Annotated in this window: 15 protein-coding genes and 4 tRNA genes; 9 read left to right on the top strand and 10 right to left on the bottom strand. The window is 66.4% G+C overall.

Going from position 1 to position 16,029, the window contains the following annotated elements; genetic code table 11:
* Positions 1 to 290: 290 nt before the first annotated feature.
* The 5 genes from G6N48_RS23055 to G6N48_RS23035 form a co-directional block, all read right to left on the bottom strand.
* The gene (locus G6N48_RS23055; RefSeq protein WP_042909891.1) at positions 291 to 1,526 is read right to left on the bottom strand and encodes an IS256 family transposase; all 1,236 of its coding nucleotides are present in this window, start codon (positions 1,524 to 1,526) and stop codon (positions 291 to 293) included.
* A 255-nt stretch (positions 1,527 to 1,781) separates the two neighbouring features.
* Positions 1,782 to 2,654, bottom strand: a complete 873-nt coding sequence (locus G6N48_RS23050) for a HipA domain-containing protein (RefSeq protein WP_224113137.1) — start codon at positions 2,652 to 2,654, stop codon at positions 1,782 to 1,784.
* Between the two features lie 247 nt (positions 2,655 to 2,901).
* Positions 2,902 to 2,978, bottom strand: a tRNA-Phe gene (locus tag G6N48_RS23045).
* Positions 2,979 to 3,007: 29 nt separating this feature from the next.
* Positions 3,008 to 3,081: transfer RNA gene (locus tag G6N48_RS23040), tRNA-Asp, on the bottom strand.
* Between the two features lie 30 nt (positions 3,082 to 3,111).
* Positions 3,112 to 3,184 (bottom strand) — tRNA-Glu (locus tag G6N48_RS23035).
* Between the two features lie 124 nt (positions 3,185 to 3,308).
* Here G6N48_RS23035 and G6N48_RS23030 point away from each other — a divergent pair.
* Together G6N48_RS23030 and G6N48_RS23025 are read left to right on the top strand one after the other, a co-directional pair.
* Positions 3,309 to 3,384 (top strand) — tRNA-Lys (locus G6N48_RS23030).
* Between the two features lie 138 nt (positions 3,385 to 3,522).
* Positions 3,523 to 4,329 carry a TIGR04255 family protein gene (locus G6N48_RS23025; RefSeq protein ID WP_085268427.1) on the top strand — a complete coding sequence of 269 codons (807 nt, stop codon included), beginning with the start codon at positions 3,523 to 3,525 and terminating at the stop codon, positions 4,327 to 4,329.
* A gap of 21 nt (positions 4,330 to 4,350) precedes the next feature.
* Here the strand turns inward: G6N48_RS23025 and G6N48_RS23020 are convergent, their stop codons facing one another.
* Positions 4,351 to 5,250: an SAM-dependent methyltransferase gene (locus G6N48_RS23020; RefSeq protein WP_085268458.1), complete on the bottom strand. Its 900-nt coding sequence runs from the start codon at positions 5,248 to 5,250 to the stop codon at positions 4,351 to 4,353.
* Between the two features lie 88 nt (positions 5,251 to 5,338).
* Between G6N48_RS23020 and G6N48_RS23015 the strand changes: the two genes are divergently transcribed.
* Together G6N48_RS23015 and G6N48_RS28365 are read left to right on the top strand one after the other, a co-directional pair.
* Positions 5,339 to 5,851 (top strand): nucleoside deaminase, encoded by a 513-nt coding sequence (locus G6N48_RS23015; RefSeq protein WP_085268426.1) that lies wholly within the window; start codon positions 5,339 to 5,341, stop codon positions 5,849 to 5,851.
* Between the two features lie 160 nt (positions 5,852 to 6,011).
* Positions 6,012 to 6,215, top strand: a complete 204-nt coding sequence (locus tag G6N48_RS28365; protein ID WP_085268425.1) for a zinc transporter Slc39a7 — start codon at positions 6,012 to 6,014, stop codon at positions 6,213 to 6,215.
* 12 nt (positions 6,216 to 6,227) lie between these two features.
* Here G6N48_RS28365 and G6N48_RS23005 read toward each other — a convergent pair whose 3' ends face one another.
* The gene (locus G6N48_RS23005; RefSeq protein ID WP_085268424.1) at positions 6,228 to 7,262 is read right to left on the bottom strand and encodes an oxygenase MpaB family protein; all 1,035 of its coding nucleotides are present in this window, start codon (positions 7,260 to 7,262) and stop codon (positions 6,228 to 6,230) included.
* 67 nt (positions 7,263 to 7,329) lie between these two features.
* Here G6N48_RS23005 and G6N48_RS23000 point away from each other — a divergent pair, with 67 nt between their 5' ends.
* From G6N48_RS23000 to phoU, 5 genes are all read left to right on the top strand, one after another.
* Entirely contained in the window at positions 7,330 to 7,944 is a 615-nt protein-coding gene (locus G6N48_RS23000; RefSeq protein ID WP_139825693.1) for a TetR/AcrR family transcriptional regulator, read from the top strand.
* A gap of 139 nt (positions 7,945 to 8,083) precedes the next feature.
* Positions 8,084 to 9,106, top strand: coding sequence for an acyl-ACP desaturase (locus G6N48_RS22995; RefSeq protein WP_085268423.1), 1,023 nt, complete (start codon positions 8,084 to 8,086; stop codon positions 9,104 to 9,106).
* A gap of 7 nt (positions 9,107 to 9,113) precedes the next feature.
* Positions 9,114 to 10,247, top strand: a complete 1,134-nt coding sequence (gene dusB, locus G6N48_RS22990) for a tRNA dihydrouridine synthase DusB (RefSeq protein ID WP_085268422.1) — start codon at positions 9,114 to 9,116, stop codon at positions 10,245 to 10,247.
* Between the two features lie 224 nt (positions 10,248 to 10,471).
* Positions 10,472 to 12,517 (top strand): LCP family protein, encoded by a 2,046-nt coding sequence (locus tag G6N48_RS22985; RefSeq protein WP_085268421.1) that lies wholly within the window; start codon positions 10,472 to 10,474, stop codon positions 12,515 to 12,517.
* A 57-nt stretch (positions 12,518 to 12,574) separates the two neighbouring features.
* Positions 12,575 to 13,243, top strand: a complete 669-nt coding sequence (gene phoU, locus G6N48_RS22980; RefSeq protein ID WP_085268420.1) for a phosphate signaling complex protein PhoU — start codon at positions 12,575 to 12,577, stop codon at positions 13,241 to 13,243.
* 13 nt (positions 13,244 to 13,256) lie between these two features.
* Here the strand turns inward: phoU and pstB are convergent, their stop codons facing one another.
* From pstB to pstC, 3 genes are read right to left on the bottom strand one after another with little or no spacing between them, the layout of a single operon-like run.
* Positions 13,257 to 14,033, bottom strand: coding sequence for a phosphate ABC transporter ATP-binding protein PstB (pstB, locus tag G6N48_RS22975; protein WP_085268419.1), 777 nt, complete (start codon positions 14,031 to 14,033; stop codon positions 13,257 to 13,259).
* Positions 14,034 to 14,044: 11 nt separating this feature from the next.
* Positions 14,045 to 14,959, bottom strand: a complete 915-nt coding sequence (gene pstA / locus G6N48_RS22970; RefSeq protein WP_085268418.1) for a phosphate ABC transporter permease PstA — start codon at positions 14,957 to 14,959, stop codon at positions 14,045 to 14,047.
* Positions 14,956 to 16,002: a phosphate ABC transporter permease subunit PstC gene (pstC, locus tag G6N48_RS22965; protein WP_085268417.1), complete on the bottom strand. Its 1,047-nt coding sequence runs from the start codon at positions 16,000 to 16,002 to the stop codon at positions 14,956 to 14,958. The genes pstA and pstC overlap by 4 nt, the downstream gene beginning before the upstream one ends.
* Positions 16,003 to 16,029: the final 27 nt, after the last annotated feature.

The raw sequence follows: 16,029 nt of genomic DNA, 5'->3' as shown, positions 1-16,029 counted from the left end.
AATCGCACGGGAAGGGAGACCCAATCGTTAGACCCCGGCCTCAAGCCAGGTTGGCGAGGCCGGGGCCATTCGACTAGAGCGCAGACCCGGAGGTCATCCCCAACGCTGGTCCCGAAGCCGTTTGTTTAACCGGCCGCATCGGAGCGCACTTCATCAAGTGTAAAGGACTCAAACCCAATTGAGCGGAGGCCACACGCCCCCGCTGAACACAGCCGACCCCGGGGTTATGCGACGGTCAAGTCCAGGGACGTGGTGTACGACGTCGTCGTGTGATTCTTCGACTTGGTGGTTTAGGCGGTCAGTGCCGCCGGGGTGTCCTCCTGTTCTGTTGATGGCGTGTGGTCGGCGCGGGATTTGCTGAGGACGTCGAGGCCGAGGTAGCGGCGGGATTCGGCCCATTCGTCGTGTTGTTCGGCCAGCACCGCGCCGACGAGGCGGATTAGGGCGTTGCGGTCGGGGAAGATTCCGACGACGTCGGTGCGCCGGCGGATTTCCTTGTTGAGTCGTTCTTGTGGGTTGTTGGACCAGATCTGCCGCCAAATTTGTTTGGGGAAGGCGGTGAAGGCGAGCAGGTCGGCGCGGGCGTCTTCGAGGTGGTCGGCGACCTTGGGGAGCTTGTCGGCCAGTGCGTCGATGATGCGGTCATATTGGGCTGCAACGGAACCGGCGTCAGGTTGATCGAAGACCGAATGCAGTAGTGTGCGTACCCACGGCCACGATGATTTCGGAGTGATGGCCATCAGGTTGGTGGCGTAGTGGGTGCGACACCGTTGCCACGATGCCCCAGGCAGGGTGGCGCCGATCGCGGCCACCAGACCGGCGTGGGCGTCGGAAGTGACCAGACGGACCCCTGATAGGCCGCGGGCGGTCAGCGACCGCAGGAAGGTCAGCCAGCCGGCCCCGTCCTCGGCGGTGGTGACGTCGATGCCCAGGATTTCGCGGTAGCCCTCGGCGTTGACCCCGGTGGCGATCAGCGCGTGCACGTTGACCACCCGGCCTGCTTCGCGAACCTTGAGCACCAGGGCGTCAGCAGCCATGAACGTGTACGGGCCTGCATCCAGTGGCCGGGTCCGGAACGCCTCGACCGCGGCGTCGAGCTCTTTGGCCATCACGCTGACCTGGGACTTCGACAAGCTGGTGATGCCCAGAGTCTCGACGAGTTTGTCCATCCGCCGCGTCGAAACGCCCAGCAGGTAGCAGGTAGCCACCACCGTGGTCAGGGCCCGCTCGGCGCGTTTGCGCCGTTCCAGCAGCCAGTCCGGGAAGTACGAACCTTGCCTTAGCTTGGGAATCGCCAGATCCAATGTGCCTGCGCGGGTGTCAAACTCGCGGTGCCGATACCCGTTGCGGGAATTGGTGCGCTCGCTGCTGCGCTGGCCGTAGCCGGCACCGCACACCGCGTCGGCTTCGGCGCCCATCAGGGCGTGAATGAAGGCGGCCAACAACTCGCGCAGCACATCAGGGTGCGTGGTGGTGAGTCGTTCGGCCAGCACGGCAGACAGGTCGATATCGTGGGCAATGGTCATCGCGTTGATTCCTTTGCTCGAGTGACTTTGGTCGGTCCCTCGAAGAATCACGCGATGACCTTCATTCATCCGGCTACGACACGCCGGTCATCACCGGCTCGTACACCACTCTGCTGGACGCAACTAGGTACTGGAATCGATAGCCTTTGGCACCGTGGTCTAGTACGGCCACCGGCGTAATTTAAGCGTCGCCGCCGGTTCCGCCATGCGACAGCGAAGCGTCGCGTGGCCATTGACGTCCGCGATAACAGCAATTCAGGCGAGGACATCGAGCAACCTCTCTCGATTAATCTTGACGAGTTCGACCGTGAAACGGTGCGCAGTCTCCGTCATCCCTGGGGCAGAAGCAAATAGGTCCTCAACGGTCCGCCGTTCAAGCGACAGTATCCGTTCACGCCAGTACTCGCGGGTGCTCGGTCCACAGAGTCTGATGGCGTCGCCTGCCAGGTCCACGAGTGTCTGCCAACGCGTGCCCTTGCGATGCTCAAATCGGCTCGCGTGCCCACGTTCTGCCCATTTCATCACTGTTCCGTCGCGTAAGTGCTCGGCGCGCAGTTCGTCGCTCAACGTAAAGCCGAGGCTAGCTGCGTGGTCGAAAGAGGGCTCGGATACGTCCGGCGGCGGCACAAGGACGGCCCAGTTGCGGTCGTGGCGATCTCCATGCGCGATCAACGCGTCAAACAGGAGATATCCTGCGAACGCATCGAAAGCCCGAAACGACGTAGGCATCGATGAGCCTGGCGGTGATCCAAACCGTGTGAGTGCCTGCCTGATAGAGCCGACATTGTATCCGCGCGCTTCAGGATCAGTCGGGTCGTAATCGATAACCACCTCTGGCATTAGCGCCTGCCCTGCCTGCAATTCCCACTCTGGCAATCGCACGTCTTCAACCAATGCGCCACGCACCCCGCCCCGAGTGGCTAGTTCGACCGTGGCCGCCGGCACTCCGACCAGCCGAGCCATCTCGCTTCCGAGCTTCTCCACAGTGTCTTCCCCGAGGGAACGATCGCGCTCTGGCCGTGCGGGTTTGAACAGCCAGGTACGCTCTCTCGACGGATGTTTGAGCCAGTCGTGCGGATGCTGGCCCTGGCTCTCGAGGCCAGCGACAGCCCAGTCGTCGGCAGCCACGACTGACCAGCGAACGGGCACGACGCAATTGTGCCTCGCAGGTGCTAGTGCAATCGCCACTGGCCACGCGCATGTCGCGTAGGGCTCCGCTCGAAGACAGCGGAGAGTCGAGGGGGACGGATCCGATACAGAGTTGGCAGCGACGGCACCTCGTTTTTGGCCCCATATTGGCCCCATCGCCGAGTCCGAATCGGTGATGACGAGTTCGTAGACAGAGCGAAAAGGGGCGCTGAAATGCACAGATACTTGGTGGCCAGGGGCGGGATCGAACCGCCGACCTTCCGCTTTTCAGGCGGACGCTCGTACCGACTGAGCTACCTGGCCGGAAGGCAGCGAGTGCATCGCCGCGCCGGCGACCCTGACGGGACTCGAACCCGCGACCTCCGCCGTGACAGGGCGGCGCGCTAACCAACTGCGCCACAGGGCCTTGCTGTTGCTCCGCGTCGCCGCGTCGCAGTACCCCCTACGGGATTCGAACCCGCGCTACCGCCTTGAAAGGGCGGCGTCCTAGGCCGCTAGACGAAGGGGGCCAGAACCGAATCTCTCCGGGGTACTCGCAACGCAACTACCGTTGGGAGCCACGTCAGCTTAGGTCACGGCAGCCCCAATGCTCAAACGAGCTTCTGTGTGGCACCCAGTATCCTGAATCCTCGCGCCCCTATAGCTCAGTTGGTAGAGCTACGGACTTTTAATCCGCAGGTCCTAGGTTCGAGTCCTAGTGGGGGCACCAGGAGCTCGGATGACCTCGGCCGATGTCGATGTCCCCGTCGATCGACGTTCGCGCCACCCAGGCGCCGCGCCCATCCGGGGCGAGATCATTTCGGCCCCGGCTCGGCATGCCCCCGTTCGCGCGTCACCGGGCTTGGCTATGCTTCGCAGGGTGAGTGTCGAAGCGGCCAACCCGAACGCGCCCGTAGCCCTGGTCACGATGGAGATTCGTCACCCGGCGACGGATCCTCTCAACGAGTCATCGAGCGGCGAGCTCAGACGCCTCCTCGTCGATTATCTGCCGATCGAACGCCAGGCCCAGGACGTGGCCTGGGGGATGGCCGGTGGGAGCCCGACGCCGACGGCGGAGCGCTTCGTCCGCTACGTCAACCGTGACAACACGCTCGCCGCTTCGATGAAGCCCCAGGCGGTCACCGTCGAGACCACCGCGTATTCGAACTTCGAGGCGATGCTCGAGATTGTGATGCGAGTCATAGATGCCCGCTCGGCGATCTCGACGATCGTCGGCGTCGAACGCCTGGGCTTGCGCTACGTCCTCGAGGTCCGCGTTCCCGTCGGCGTGGACGGCCGTGTCGAATGGGCCAACTGGATCGCCGAGCCCCTGTTGGGGCCGCAGCGCGTCGCACCCGCAGGCCTGACCTTGACGGAATGGCAGGGAGCCGCGGTCTACCGCGAAGCCCAGCCGGGCAAGTCGATGATCGTGCGTTACGGTCCCGGCATGGGTCAGGCGCTCGACCAGAGCTACCACCTGCGCCGGACGCTGCCGGCCCAGCAGGGTCCGTTCTTCTTGCTGGACATCGACAGCTTCTGGACTCCGGTCGGTTCGATTCCGGAGTACAACCGCAACGCGGTGCTGACCACGTTCCAAGACCTGTACGACCCGGCGCGCACGGTATTCCAGGAGATGCTGACCAGTCGCCTGAAAGACGACCTGCTCAGCCGCTGAGGCCGGGCAGAGCCGATCCGCTCAGCCGGCCAGCACCGCGCTGCTGTACGTCACGTCGGCAAAGGCCTTCGCGACGTCGTCGTCGGGGTAGGTGAACCCGTTGGCAGCGTGCAGGTCCTTGACAGCCAGCGATGATGTCTGCCATCCACGCTCGGCGAGATAGTCGACGATGTGGCTGCGCTCGCCGTGGTAGACGAGGTCGTTGAAGTCGATCTCGAATCCGAGCTCGCGCATCCGGTCGTGGTGAGCCCGCCACCTCTCGTCGGCGAAAATGGCTGTGTCCGGGACGAATTCGAACGCCAGGCGGCTGCCCGGCGCGCTGAGCGCGGTGATGTTGTCGAACAACGCGTCCTGCGCCGCATCGGGCAGATAGACCAGCAGGCCTTCGGCGCTCCACGCCGCCGGCGCCTGCGGATCCAACCCGGCGTCACGCAGAGCGCCCGCCCAGTCGTCGCGTAGGTCGACGGCGACCGTGCGCCGCTCCGCGGTCGGCTGAGCGCCCAGATCACCGAGCGTGCCCGTCTTGAACTCGATGACTTCCGGCATGTCCACCTCGTAGACCACGGTGCCCGCCGGCCACGGCAGGCGGTAGGCGCGCGCGTCGAGACCCGACGCGAGGATCACCGCCTGCGGGATGCCGCTGCGCGTCGCGTCGAGGAAGAACTGGTCGTAAAACCTGGTGCGGCAGGCCATTCCCTGAGCCATCCGCAGCGGGTCGAACTCCGTGTCCGGGCCGACCGGGATCTCGCCGTTCACCAGTCGGACGTAGACGTCGATCCCCGCCGCGCGAACCAGGGGGGCCGCATACGGATCGTCGATCAGCGACTCGTCGGAGGCCAGCGCCCGTTGCGCGGCGACCATGGTGGCGGTCGCCCCGACACTCGTCGCGAGATCCCAGCGGTCACGATCGGTGCGCGCCATGGTGGTCCCCATTCGATCGCAAGAACTTAGACGATCTCATTATTACCACACGGCCGGAATCCGGCACATCGGGCTACCGTGTCCGCGTATGACCGACTTCGCCCAACGCACCATCGACCTGGCGCGCCGAAACGTCGCCGAGGGCGGCCGTCCGTTCGCGACGGTGATCGTTCGGGGCGGCGAGGTGCTCGCCGAGAGCGCCAACAAGGCCGCCCAGACCAACGATCCGACCGCCCACGCGGAGATCCTCGCCATCCGCGACGCGTGCCGGAAGCTGGGCACCGAGCACCTGGTCGACTGCACCATCTACGTGCTGGCCCATCCCTGCCCGATGTGCCTGGGCTCGCTGTACTACTGCTCGCCGAGGGAAGTTGTCTTCCTGACCACCCGCGAGGCCTACGAGCGGTACTACCTCGACGACCGCAAGTACTTCGAACTGTCGACCTTCTACGACGAGTTCGCCAAGACCTGGCAGCGACGGCGCCTGCCCATGCGCTACGAGCCGCGTCCCGACATCAGGCTGGCGGCAATGGATGTCTACCGCCTGTGGAACGAGCGCAATGGCGGACAGCGCCGATCGACCACCGTCCCACCCGGCTGACATCGATCGATGGTCACGACACGCAGGTTGCGCTAGTATCTGCGTATGCATGCAGATAATGCTGCATGGCCAGTGCCCCGGTCAGCAGGGCCGCCCGGCGTTACATCGGTGCCGACCGAGAAGGCAAGAATCACAACAAGATTCACGGAAGGATACGGTCATGAACGAGCCACACAGCCACGAGGGACCGCACGCGCACCAACACCAGCACCCCGGCGTTGAGCACGAGCACGCGCATACCGTGCACGAACACGACCATGTCGAGCACGCCCACGCCCACGCCCACGCCGACGGAACAGAGCACACCCACCAGCACGTGCACCAAGCCGGCCTGGAAGACGTGCACGGTCACGCGCACGCCTAGCACCGATAACGGCTAGGAGACCCTGGGGCAATAGTGCTTGGGGTCGCCGCGCTCGTCAGCGGGCGGCAGGTTGCGGGCCGGCGTCTGAACCAACGGTGCGTCAGCCGAAATGCGGCCCGCCACGCGGTCCAGGCCGTCACGAGCCCGTGGATGCTTGCGGAATCGCCTCGGCACGAAGGCGAACACGACACGGACGAGGTCGCCGAAGCGCCGGTGCAACCACTCGTCACGGCGCGACCACCCATAGCCCATCAGCTCGCGGACGGGCGGGTCATAGAGCCCCACGGTCACCCAGACGAAGAACGGCGCGAGCAGCTTCAGTTGCGCCGTCCACAGCGGGTCCGGAATCCATTGCGCGAACGGGGGCTTGGACAGTTGCGTCAAGTCGAGCACCGCGCGGGCGGCCAGGTTGTTCTCCAGCACGTTGCGGCACATGTGATCCCAGTACGCCTGAAACTCCTCCCACGACGCCGGGACGGGCCGCATGCTCATGCCGTACATCCGATACCACTGGACGTGCTCGTCGAACAACCGGCGCTTCTGCGCTTCGGTCAGCCCGCCGCAGAACCGCTCGGCCACGTGGATCGTGCCGACGAAGAACGTCGCGTGCGCCCAGTAGAAGACGTCGGGGTTCAGCGCGTGGTACCGGCGGCCCTGCTCGTCGACGCCCTTGATCGCGGTGTGGTAGTCGCGCACCTCTGCACCGGTGACCGGGGCACGGTCGCCGTCGAAGACGACCCCACCGATCGGATACAGAGAGCGGAGCAGGCGCTGCCAGCGTTCGCGGAAGAATGTCGAGTGGTCGATGACCGCCGCGCCCAGCTGTGGATGCATGTTCTGCATGGAACCCGCCCACGGACCCTGCAGCATGCCCCGCCAATCCCCGAAATAGCGCCACGTCAGCGTGTCGGGCCCGAGCGGCATGGGCGGCGCGTCGTAGCCGAGGGGCGACACCGGACAGCCGCGGCCCGCCTCGGTCGCGGCGGTCGAGTCGCCGGGGGCGACGCCCCTGGTCGACGGGCAGGATGCGGAAGTATCTTGAGTCACTATCGGATTCCTGTGGGTGTCTGCCATTCTGACTACGCATGTTGTCATTTTTCAGCTTAGGAGGGATGTGCGAACCGGTCAACGACGGGGCCGATGGACCGGCGTGCCCCTGGAGAGTCGCCTCGCCCTGCGCCGCGACAATCTCATCAGCGCCGGGGTGCAGTTGCTCGGCGGCGACGACGGCCCGGCGCTCACCGTCCGCGCGGTGTGCCGCAAGGCCGCGCTGACCGAACGATATTTCTACGAGAGCTTCTCGGACCGAGACGAATTCGTCCGCGCCGTCTACGACGACGTCTGCACCCGAGCAATGGAGACACTCACCTCGGCGAAGACACCGCGCGAGGCCGTCGAACAGTTCGTCGAGCTGATGGTCGACGACCCGGTGCGGGGCCGCGTGCTGCTGCTCGCGCCGGCGGTGGAGCCGATTCTGACCCGGTCGGGCGCGGCGTGGATGCCAAACTTCATCGACCTGCTGCAGCACAAACTGTCCCAGATCGGCGACCCGGCGCTGCAGGCCATGATCGCGACGAGCCTGGTCGGCGGTCTGACCAGCCTGTTCACCGCATATCTGAACGGCCGACTCAAAGCGAGCCGCGCGCAATTCATCGACTACTGCGTCACCATGCTCTTCGCCACGGTGTCGCCGTACGTGCCGGCCTCGGAGCAGGGAACCCCGGAGTAATTCACCCTCGTCAGGGCCTGGTTTCGGCGCCGCATGCGAGCCCACAATAAGTGCATGCCACGCGGCCGGGAAACTTGATGCTACTGGGTTACACAGATATATTGACTGCTACCCACCGACACAGATAACTGGAGGCCTCATGTCAGCCGAGCTGACACACCTACAGCTGCTGCACGAGCTCGAGCCCTTCGTCGAGAAGTACATGAACCGGCACGAGAGCGTGCACAAGGACTGGAACCCGCACGACTACATCCCCTGGTCGGACGGCAAGAACTTCTACGCGCTCGGGGGCCAGGACTGGGAGCCCGGGCAGTCTCAGCTGTCCGATGTCGCCCAGATCGCCATGGTGCAGAACCTGATGACGGAGGATAACCTGCCGTCGTATCACCGCGAGATCGCGATGAACTTCGGCTTGGACGGCCCGTGGGGCCAGTGGGTGAACCGGTGGACCGCCGAAGAGAACCGGCACGGGATCGCGCTGCGCGACTACCTCGTGGTGACCCGCGCGGTCGACCCGGTCGAGCTGGAGAAGCTGCGGATCGAGGTGGTGAACCGAGGCTTCAGCCCGGGGCAGAACCACCAGGTGCGCGCCGACCTGTTCGCCGAGAGCCTGTTCGACTCGGTGATCTACGTGACGTTCCAGGAGCTGGCGACCCGCATCTCGCATCGCAACACCGGCAGGGCCTGCAACGAGCCCATCGCCGATCAGCTGCTGGCCAAGATCTCGGCCGACGAGAACCTGCACATGATCTTCTACCGCGACGTGAGCGAAGCCGGGTTCGCCGCCTCGCCCAACCAGGCGATGAAATCGCTGCACAAGGTGCTGCGCAACTTCCAGATGCCGGGCTACCAAGTGCCCGACTTCCGCCGCAAGGCCGTGGCCATCGCGGTCGGCGGCGTCTACGACCCGCGCATCCACCTCGACGAGGTCGTGATGCCGGTGCTGAAGAAGTGGCGCATCTTCGAGCGCGAGGACTTCACCGGTGAGGCCGCCGCGCTTCGTGACGACCTCGGTGTGCTGATGAAGGAGCTCGAGGCGTCGTGCGACAAGTTCGAGCGGTCCAAGCAGCGCCAGCTCGACCGGGAAGCCCGCACGGGCAAGAGGACCACAGCGGTCGAACTGCACCGGACCGCGGGCACGCTGACGATGAGCCGGCGGTAGCCCGGCGTTGCGCATCGGATCCATCGCGCTCGCCAGCCCGGTGGTCTTGGCCCCGATGGCGGGCGTCACCAACGTCGCCTTCCGGACGCTGTGCCGTGAACTGGAACAGGCCAGGGCCGGCACCGTCAGCGGGCTCTACGTGTGCGAGATGGTGACTGCGCGGGCGCTCGTCGAGCGCCACCCGGTCACCATGCACATGACGACGTTCTCCCCAGACGAGTCGCCGCGGTCGCTGCAGCTCTACACCGTCGACCCGGCCACCACCTACGCCGCCGCGCGCATGATCGCGGACGAGGGCCTGGCCGACCACATCGACATGAACTTCGGCTGCCCGGTGCCCAAGGTGACCAAGCGCGGCGGCGGTGCGGCACTGCCGTTCAAGCGGCGGCTGTTCGGCCAGATCGTCGCCGCGGCCGTGCGCGCCACCGAAGGCAGCGGGATCCCGGTGACCGTCAAGTTCCGCGTCGGCATCGACGACGCGCACCACACGCACCTCGACGCCGGCCGCATCGCCGAGAGCGAGGGCGCGGCCGCGGTGGCGCTGCACGCCCGCACGGCGGCGCAACGCTACTCCGGCAGCGCCGACTGGGGACAGATCGCGCTGCTCAAGCAGCACGTGCGGACGATCCCGGTGCTCGGCAACGGCGACATCTACGACGCGAGCGACGCGCTGGCGATGATGGCGAGCACGGGGTGCGACGGGGTCGTGATCGGGCGTGGCTGCCTGGGCCGTCCCTGGCTGTTCGCCGAGCTGTCCGCCGCGTTCGCCGGCACCCAACCCCCGCCTCCCCCCACCCTGGGGGAGGTCGCCGACATCATCCGCCGCCACGGTGAGCTGCTTGCCGCCCACTTCGGTGAGGACAAGGGCATGCGTGACATCCGCAAGCACGTCGCGTGGTACCTGCACGGGTTTCCGGCCGGCTCCGACCTGCGCCGGGCGCTGGCGATGGTCAAGACGCTCGCGGAGCTCGACGCGCTGCTGAGTCAGTTGGACGGCACCATCGCCTTCCCGGAGGCCGGCAACGGCCCGCGCGGCAGGCAGGGTTCACCCGCCCGGGTCGCCCTGCCCGAAGGCTGGCTGAGCGATCCGGAGGACTGCACGGTGCCCGCCGCGGCCGACGTCATGAGTTCGGGCGGCTGAGCGCTGCCCCGCTCGAAATCGCGTCCGGACGGATAACTCAGTACGATGTGGGCCTTGCCGCATCGCGCTTCGGTGGCGGGCTCCTTTGGTTCGCGACACGGGCGCGAGACGACGTGCGACTTGCGGTGGTAGGACTGCAGCGCCAACACATGGAAGCGCTGCGCTGACATATGCGCACTGGACGCGCTGGCGTCCGCATCAGAGCTTCGGAGGCCGGTAGGACAATGAGTGACGCGGACGCTGACGCCACTCCCGCTCCCGGCGCCGCCGCTCCCTGGGAGCGGTTCTGCGAACCGCCGTCCGATTCCGGCGTCCACCGCTGGCAGGCGGAATCGGGCGCCGAGACCCCGCCGCACAGTGAAACGGCGCCGCCCGCCGAGACCGAACCGCCCGCCGAGAGCGTCGGGTCCCACACCACGGGCGGACTCACCGTTGCCGAGCTGATCGCCAAGATCGGCGCGAAATCCGTTCTCGACCAGCCCCGCCACCGGCACGGCGCCCCAGACACCGAGGACGGCACGGACACCGAGTCCGCCGCCGAACCAGCCGCCGCGCCAACGGCTTTACCCGTCGACCAGCAGGACACGCAGGTCATCGACGCCGTGCCCTACCCGCTCGGGATCGCCTCGGAACTTCCCGACCTCGACGTCGCCGACTACCCGAACGGCGACGATGCACCCAAGACCCACGAACGGGCGCCCAGGCGCCGGCGGCCGATGCTGTTCGCCGCCCGCTCGCTGGCGGCACTGTTCGCCGTGCTCGCCGTGGCCATGACCGGCGGGGCATGGCAATGGAGCACGTCGAAGAACGCCCGGCTACACACCATCAGCGCACTCGACCCACAGTCGAGCGACATTCGCGACCCGGGCGGCCAGTACGGAGACGAGGACTTCCTGATCGTCGGCGTCGACTCGCGGGCCGGGGAGAACGGCGAGATGGGCGCGGGCAGCACCGACGACGCCGACGGTGCGCGATCGGACACGGTGATGCTGGTCAACATCCCGGCCAACCGCAAACGCGTGGTCGCGGTGTCGTTCCCCCGCGACCTGGCCATCACCCCGATGCGATGCGAGGCATGGAACCCCGACACCGGCAAGTACGGGCCCATCTACGACCAGAAGAAGGGCACGCTGGGTCCCAAGATGGTCTACACGGAGACCAAACTGAACTCCGCGTACTCCTTCGGCGGGCCGAAGTGCCTGGTCAAGGAGATTCAGAAGCTGTCGGGCCTGAGCATCAACCACTTCATCGCCGTCGACTTCGCCGGGTTCGCGCGGATGGTCGACGCGCTCGGCGGCGTCGAGGTGTGCACCACCACCCCGCTGCACGACTACGAACTGGGCACGGTGCTCGAGCACGCCGGACGGCAGGTCCTCGACGGGCCGACCGCGCTGAACTATGTGCGGGCCCGGCAGGTCACCACCGAGACCAACGGCGACTACGGCCGCATCAAGCGCCAGCAGTTGTTCCTGTCGTCGTTGCTGCGGTCGCTGATCTCCGACAACACGCTGCTGGACCTGGGCAAGCTGAACACCGTCGTCAACATGGTCATCAGCAACACCAACGTGGACAACATCAAGACCAAGGACCTGGTACAGCTCGGTCAGTCGTTGCAGGGGATGGCGGCCGGCCACGTCACGTTCGTCACCGTGCCGACCGGCGTCACCGACGAGAACGGCGACGAACCGCCCCGCATGTCCGACATGCGCGCCCTGTTCGACGCGATCATCAACGACGATCCGCTGCCGGAAGAAAACGACCAGAACGCCCAGAATCTCGGGTCCGCCCCGACCTCGCGGCCGACGTCGGCGCCCACGACCAAGATGGCGCCGGCCCCGGCCCCGGAGGCACAACACCAGCAAGTCACGACGACCTCGCCGGGCGACATCACGGTGCGGGTGTCCAACGCGACCACGCAGAGCGGACTGGCGGCGCGCGCGACGAGCCAGCTCAAGTCCGACGGCTTCAACGTCATGACGCCGGACGACTACCCGAGTTCGATGAACGCGACGACGGTGCTGTTCTCGCCCGGCAACGAGCAGGCGGCGGCCACCGTGGCATCCTCGTTCGCCAACGCGAAGGTTCAGCGCGTTTCGGGTTACGGGCAAATCGTCCAGGTTGTGCTGGGCCCGGACTTCAGCGCCGTGACCTCGCCCGCACCGAGCGGCTCGGCGATCAACATGCAGATCGAGCGCGGTACCGGCAACGCGCCGGTCAAGCTGCCCGAGGATCTGACCGTCACGAACGCGGCCGACACGACCTGCGAGTAACGAGTTCCGGCGAAGTCCGCCATCCCTTTTCGGCGCCGAGAACGTAGGCTTGGGTACATGCGGACCGCCTACCATGAGCAGCTCTCCGAGTTGTCCGAGTTGCTCGGCGACATGTGCGGGCTGGCCGGAATCGCGATGGAGCGGGCCACCCAAGCCCTGCTGCAAGCCGATTTGGTGCTGGCCGAACAGATAATCTCCGACCACGAGAAGATCGCCGCCCTGAGCACCCGCGCAGAGGAGAGCGCTTTCGTGCTGCTGGCGTTGCAGGCCCCCGTTGCCGGCGATCTGCGGTCCATCGTGAGCGCCATCCAGATGGTCGCCGACATCGACCGGATGGGCGCCCTCGCGCTGCACGTCGCAAAGATCGCCCGACGCCGCCACCCCCAGCACGCGCTGCCCGAGGAAGTCAATGGCTACTTCGCCGAAATGGGCCGGGTGGCAGTCGAATTGGGAAACAGCGCGCAAGAGGTGGTGTTGTCCCGCGATCCCGAGAAGGCGGCGCGGATCGCCGACGAGGACGACGCCATGGACGATCTGCACCGCCACCTGTTCACGGTGCTGATGGACCGCGAATGGAAGAACGGCGTGGCCGCCGCCGTCGACGTGACGCTGCTGGGCCGGTTCTACGAGCGGTTCGCCGACCACGCCGTCGAGGTGGCCAGGCGCGTCATCTTCCAGGCAACCGGCAGTCTGCCCGACGACGACGAGAAGCCCGTCTCACGCTAGGCGACATGCCGAACTAGCCGAAGCGGCCCGAGATGTAATCCTCGGTGGCCTTCTGGCTGGGGTTCGAGAAGATCTTCTCGGTGTCGTCGACCTCGATCAGCCGGCCCGGCTTGCCGACGGCCTCCAGATTGAAGAAGGCCGTGAAGTCACTGACGCGGGCCGCCTGCTGCATGTTGTGGGTGACGATGACGATCGTGTAGTCCTGCTTCAACTCGCTGATCAGCTCTTCGATGGCCATCGTCGAGATCGGGTCCAGCGCGGAGCACGGCTCGTCCATGAGCAGCACGTCGGGCTGCACCGCGATGGCCCGTGCGATGCACAGCCGTTGTTGCTGACCGCCGGACAACCCACCCCCGGGCCTGTCCAGCCGATCCTTGACCTCGTCCCACAGGTTGGCGCCGCGCAGCGAGTATTCGGCGGTCTCATCGAGCACTTTGCGGTTGCGCACACCCTGCAGCTTCAGGCCGGCGACCACGTTGTCTCGAATCGACATGGCCGGGAACGGGTTTGGCCTCTGAAACACCATTCCGATGGCACGGCGCACCCCCACCGGGTCGACCCCGGCCCCGTAGATGTCCTGGTCGTCGAGCAGCACGCTGCCCTCGACCCGCCCGCCGGGCACCACCTCGTGCATCCGGTTCAGCGTGCGCAGCACGGTGGTCTTGCCGCACCCCGAAGGACCGATGAACGCCGTGACGCTGCGGGGCAGAACCGACAGCGTCACGTCGGCGACCGCTTTGAACGACCCGTAGAAGATGTTGACGCTTTTGAGGTCCAACCGCTTGGCCATTGCGCTCCCGACTATGACTTCTTGGCACCAAAGATCTTAGCGATGACTCTGGCCCCGACATTTATGGCGGCGATCACCAGGATGAGGGTCAGAGCGGCTCCCCACAACCGATCCGTGGGGATCGGGTTGACCCCGGCGCCGGCCGCGGCCTGGTTGTACATCATGCCGGGTAGCGAGCCCATGAAGCCGCTGAAGATGTCGAAGTTCATCGATTGGGAGTAGCCGACCAGAATCAGCAGCGGGGCCGTCTCGCCCATCACTCTGGCCACCGCCAGCATGATTCCGGTGATGATGCCCGACAATCCGGTCGGAATGACCACTCTGGCGATGGTCGTCCACTTCGGGACGCCCAGCGCGTAGCTGGCCTCGCGCAGATCCACCGGGACGATCCGCAGCATCTCCTCGGTGGCCCGCACGATCACCGGCAGCATCAGCAGCACCAGCGCCAACGAAACCGCGAACTGGGAACGGGGCAGCCCGAGCGTCGCCACGCACAGCGCGTAGACGAACAACGCCGCGAGGATCGAGGGCACGCCGCTGAGGATGTCCACCATGAACGAGGCGAGCCTGCCCAGCACGCTGTCGCCCCCGTACTCGACGAGGTAGATCGCAACCATGAGGCCGAGCGGGATGGAGATGGCGGCGCAGACCAGTCCTTGCAACACGGTGCCGACGATCGCGTGGTAGGCGCCGCCGCCGGCCACGAATGCCGTCATGCCGGCCTGGGAGTGCGTCCACCAGGTGGTGGACGCCACCGCCCTGCACCCCCTGGCCACCACCGCGCCCAACACATAGATCAGGGGCGCCAGCGCGATCGCCATGGCGACCGAAACAAGAACCGTTGCAACGTAATTCGCGGTGCGACGACGCCATCCCAGGGTCGAGAACGTCCGCGCCTTGAGGGGGCGGTCCAGCATCGAGGTCATCGGCCGCCGCCCCGGGCGGGGGCCGCGGCGACCACCCGGCGCGCCAGCGCGTCGGCCAGGAAGGTCAGCACGAAAAGCACCAGACCCGCGGCCAGATAGGCACCGGCCTTGATCCGGTCGTCGAAATCGGACGCGAAGGCCGCGATCTTGGTCGCGAAGGTGAAACCGCCGTCGAACAGCGACCAGTTGAACGCCGTCTGGGTGCCGCGCAGGATGATCAGCAGCGCGACCGTCTCGCCCAGCGCGCGACCCAGACCCAGCACCGCGCCGCTGACGAACCCGGAACGCCCGAACGGCAGCACGGCCGTCTTGATCACTTCCCAGCGGGTCGCGCCAAGCGCCAGCGCGGCCTCGATCTCGTCGTGCGGGGTCTGGACGAACACTTCGCGGGTGACCGCGGTGATGATCGGCAGGATCATCACGGCAAGGACGATCCCTCCGGTGAAGACGGTGCCGCCGCCGGCCGTCGACGCGTTGCCGTTCGCGAACAGGAAGCACCATCCCAGGTTGCGGTTGAGCCACAGCGCGACGGGGCGCAGCTGCGGCGCCAGGACGTAGAGGCCCCACACGCCGTAGATGATCGACGGCACTGCGGCCAGCAGGTCGACGGCGTAGGCCAGCGCGGTGGCAAGCCGCCGTGGCGAGTACTGCGTGATGAACAGCGCCACGCCCAACGCGACCGGCAGGGCCAGCAGCAGCGCGAACAGCGAGACGGTCGCGGTGACCTTCAGCAGATCGAGGATGCCAAAGCGCATCGCCGCGGGGTCGGCGACCGCCCAGTTACCGCCGTAGGTGAAGAAGTTCACCCGGTTGCGCTGCAACGCCGGAGCCGCCCGCAGCAGCAGGAACCCGCCGATCGCGATGATCAAGGCGATGACGAGGAGACCAGAACCCTGCGCCAGCCGGCGAAAGAGGCGGTCTCCCGCGTGCGGTCGCGAATAGCCCCACGGACTGGTGGGCACCACCGGCGACTCGGGGAAGGGCGCAGCGACCACCGCACCCGAACCCGCATCGTTCGGGTTCGGCCCCGAAGACGGTGTCACTGTGATCCCGCCACGGTCTTGCTGTCG

It is taken from the genome of Mycobacterium parmense (assembly GCF_010730575.1).
GTDB classification, from domain to species: Bacteria; Actinomycetota; Actinomycetes; order Mycobacteriales; family Mycobacteriaceae; genus Mycobacterium; species Mycobacterium parmense.
Note: the sequence above shows the minus strand (reverse complement) of the source record. Positions and strands in the feature narration are given on the sequence as shown.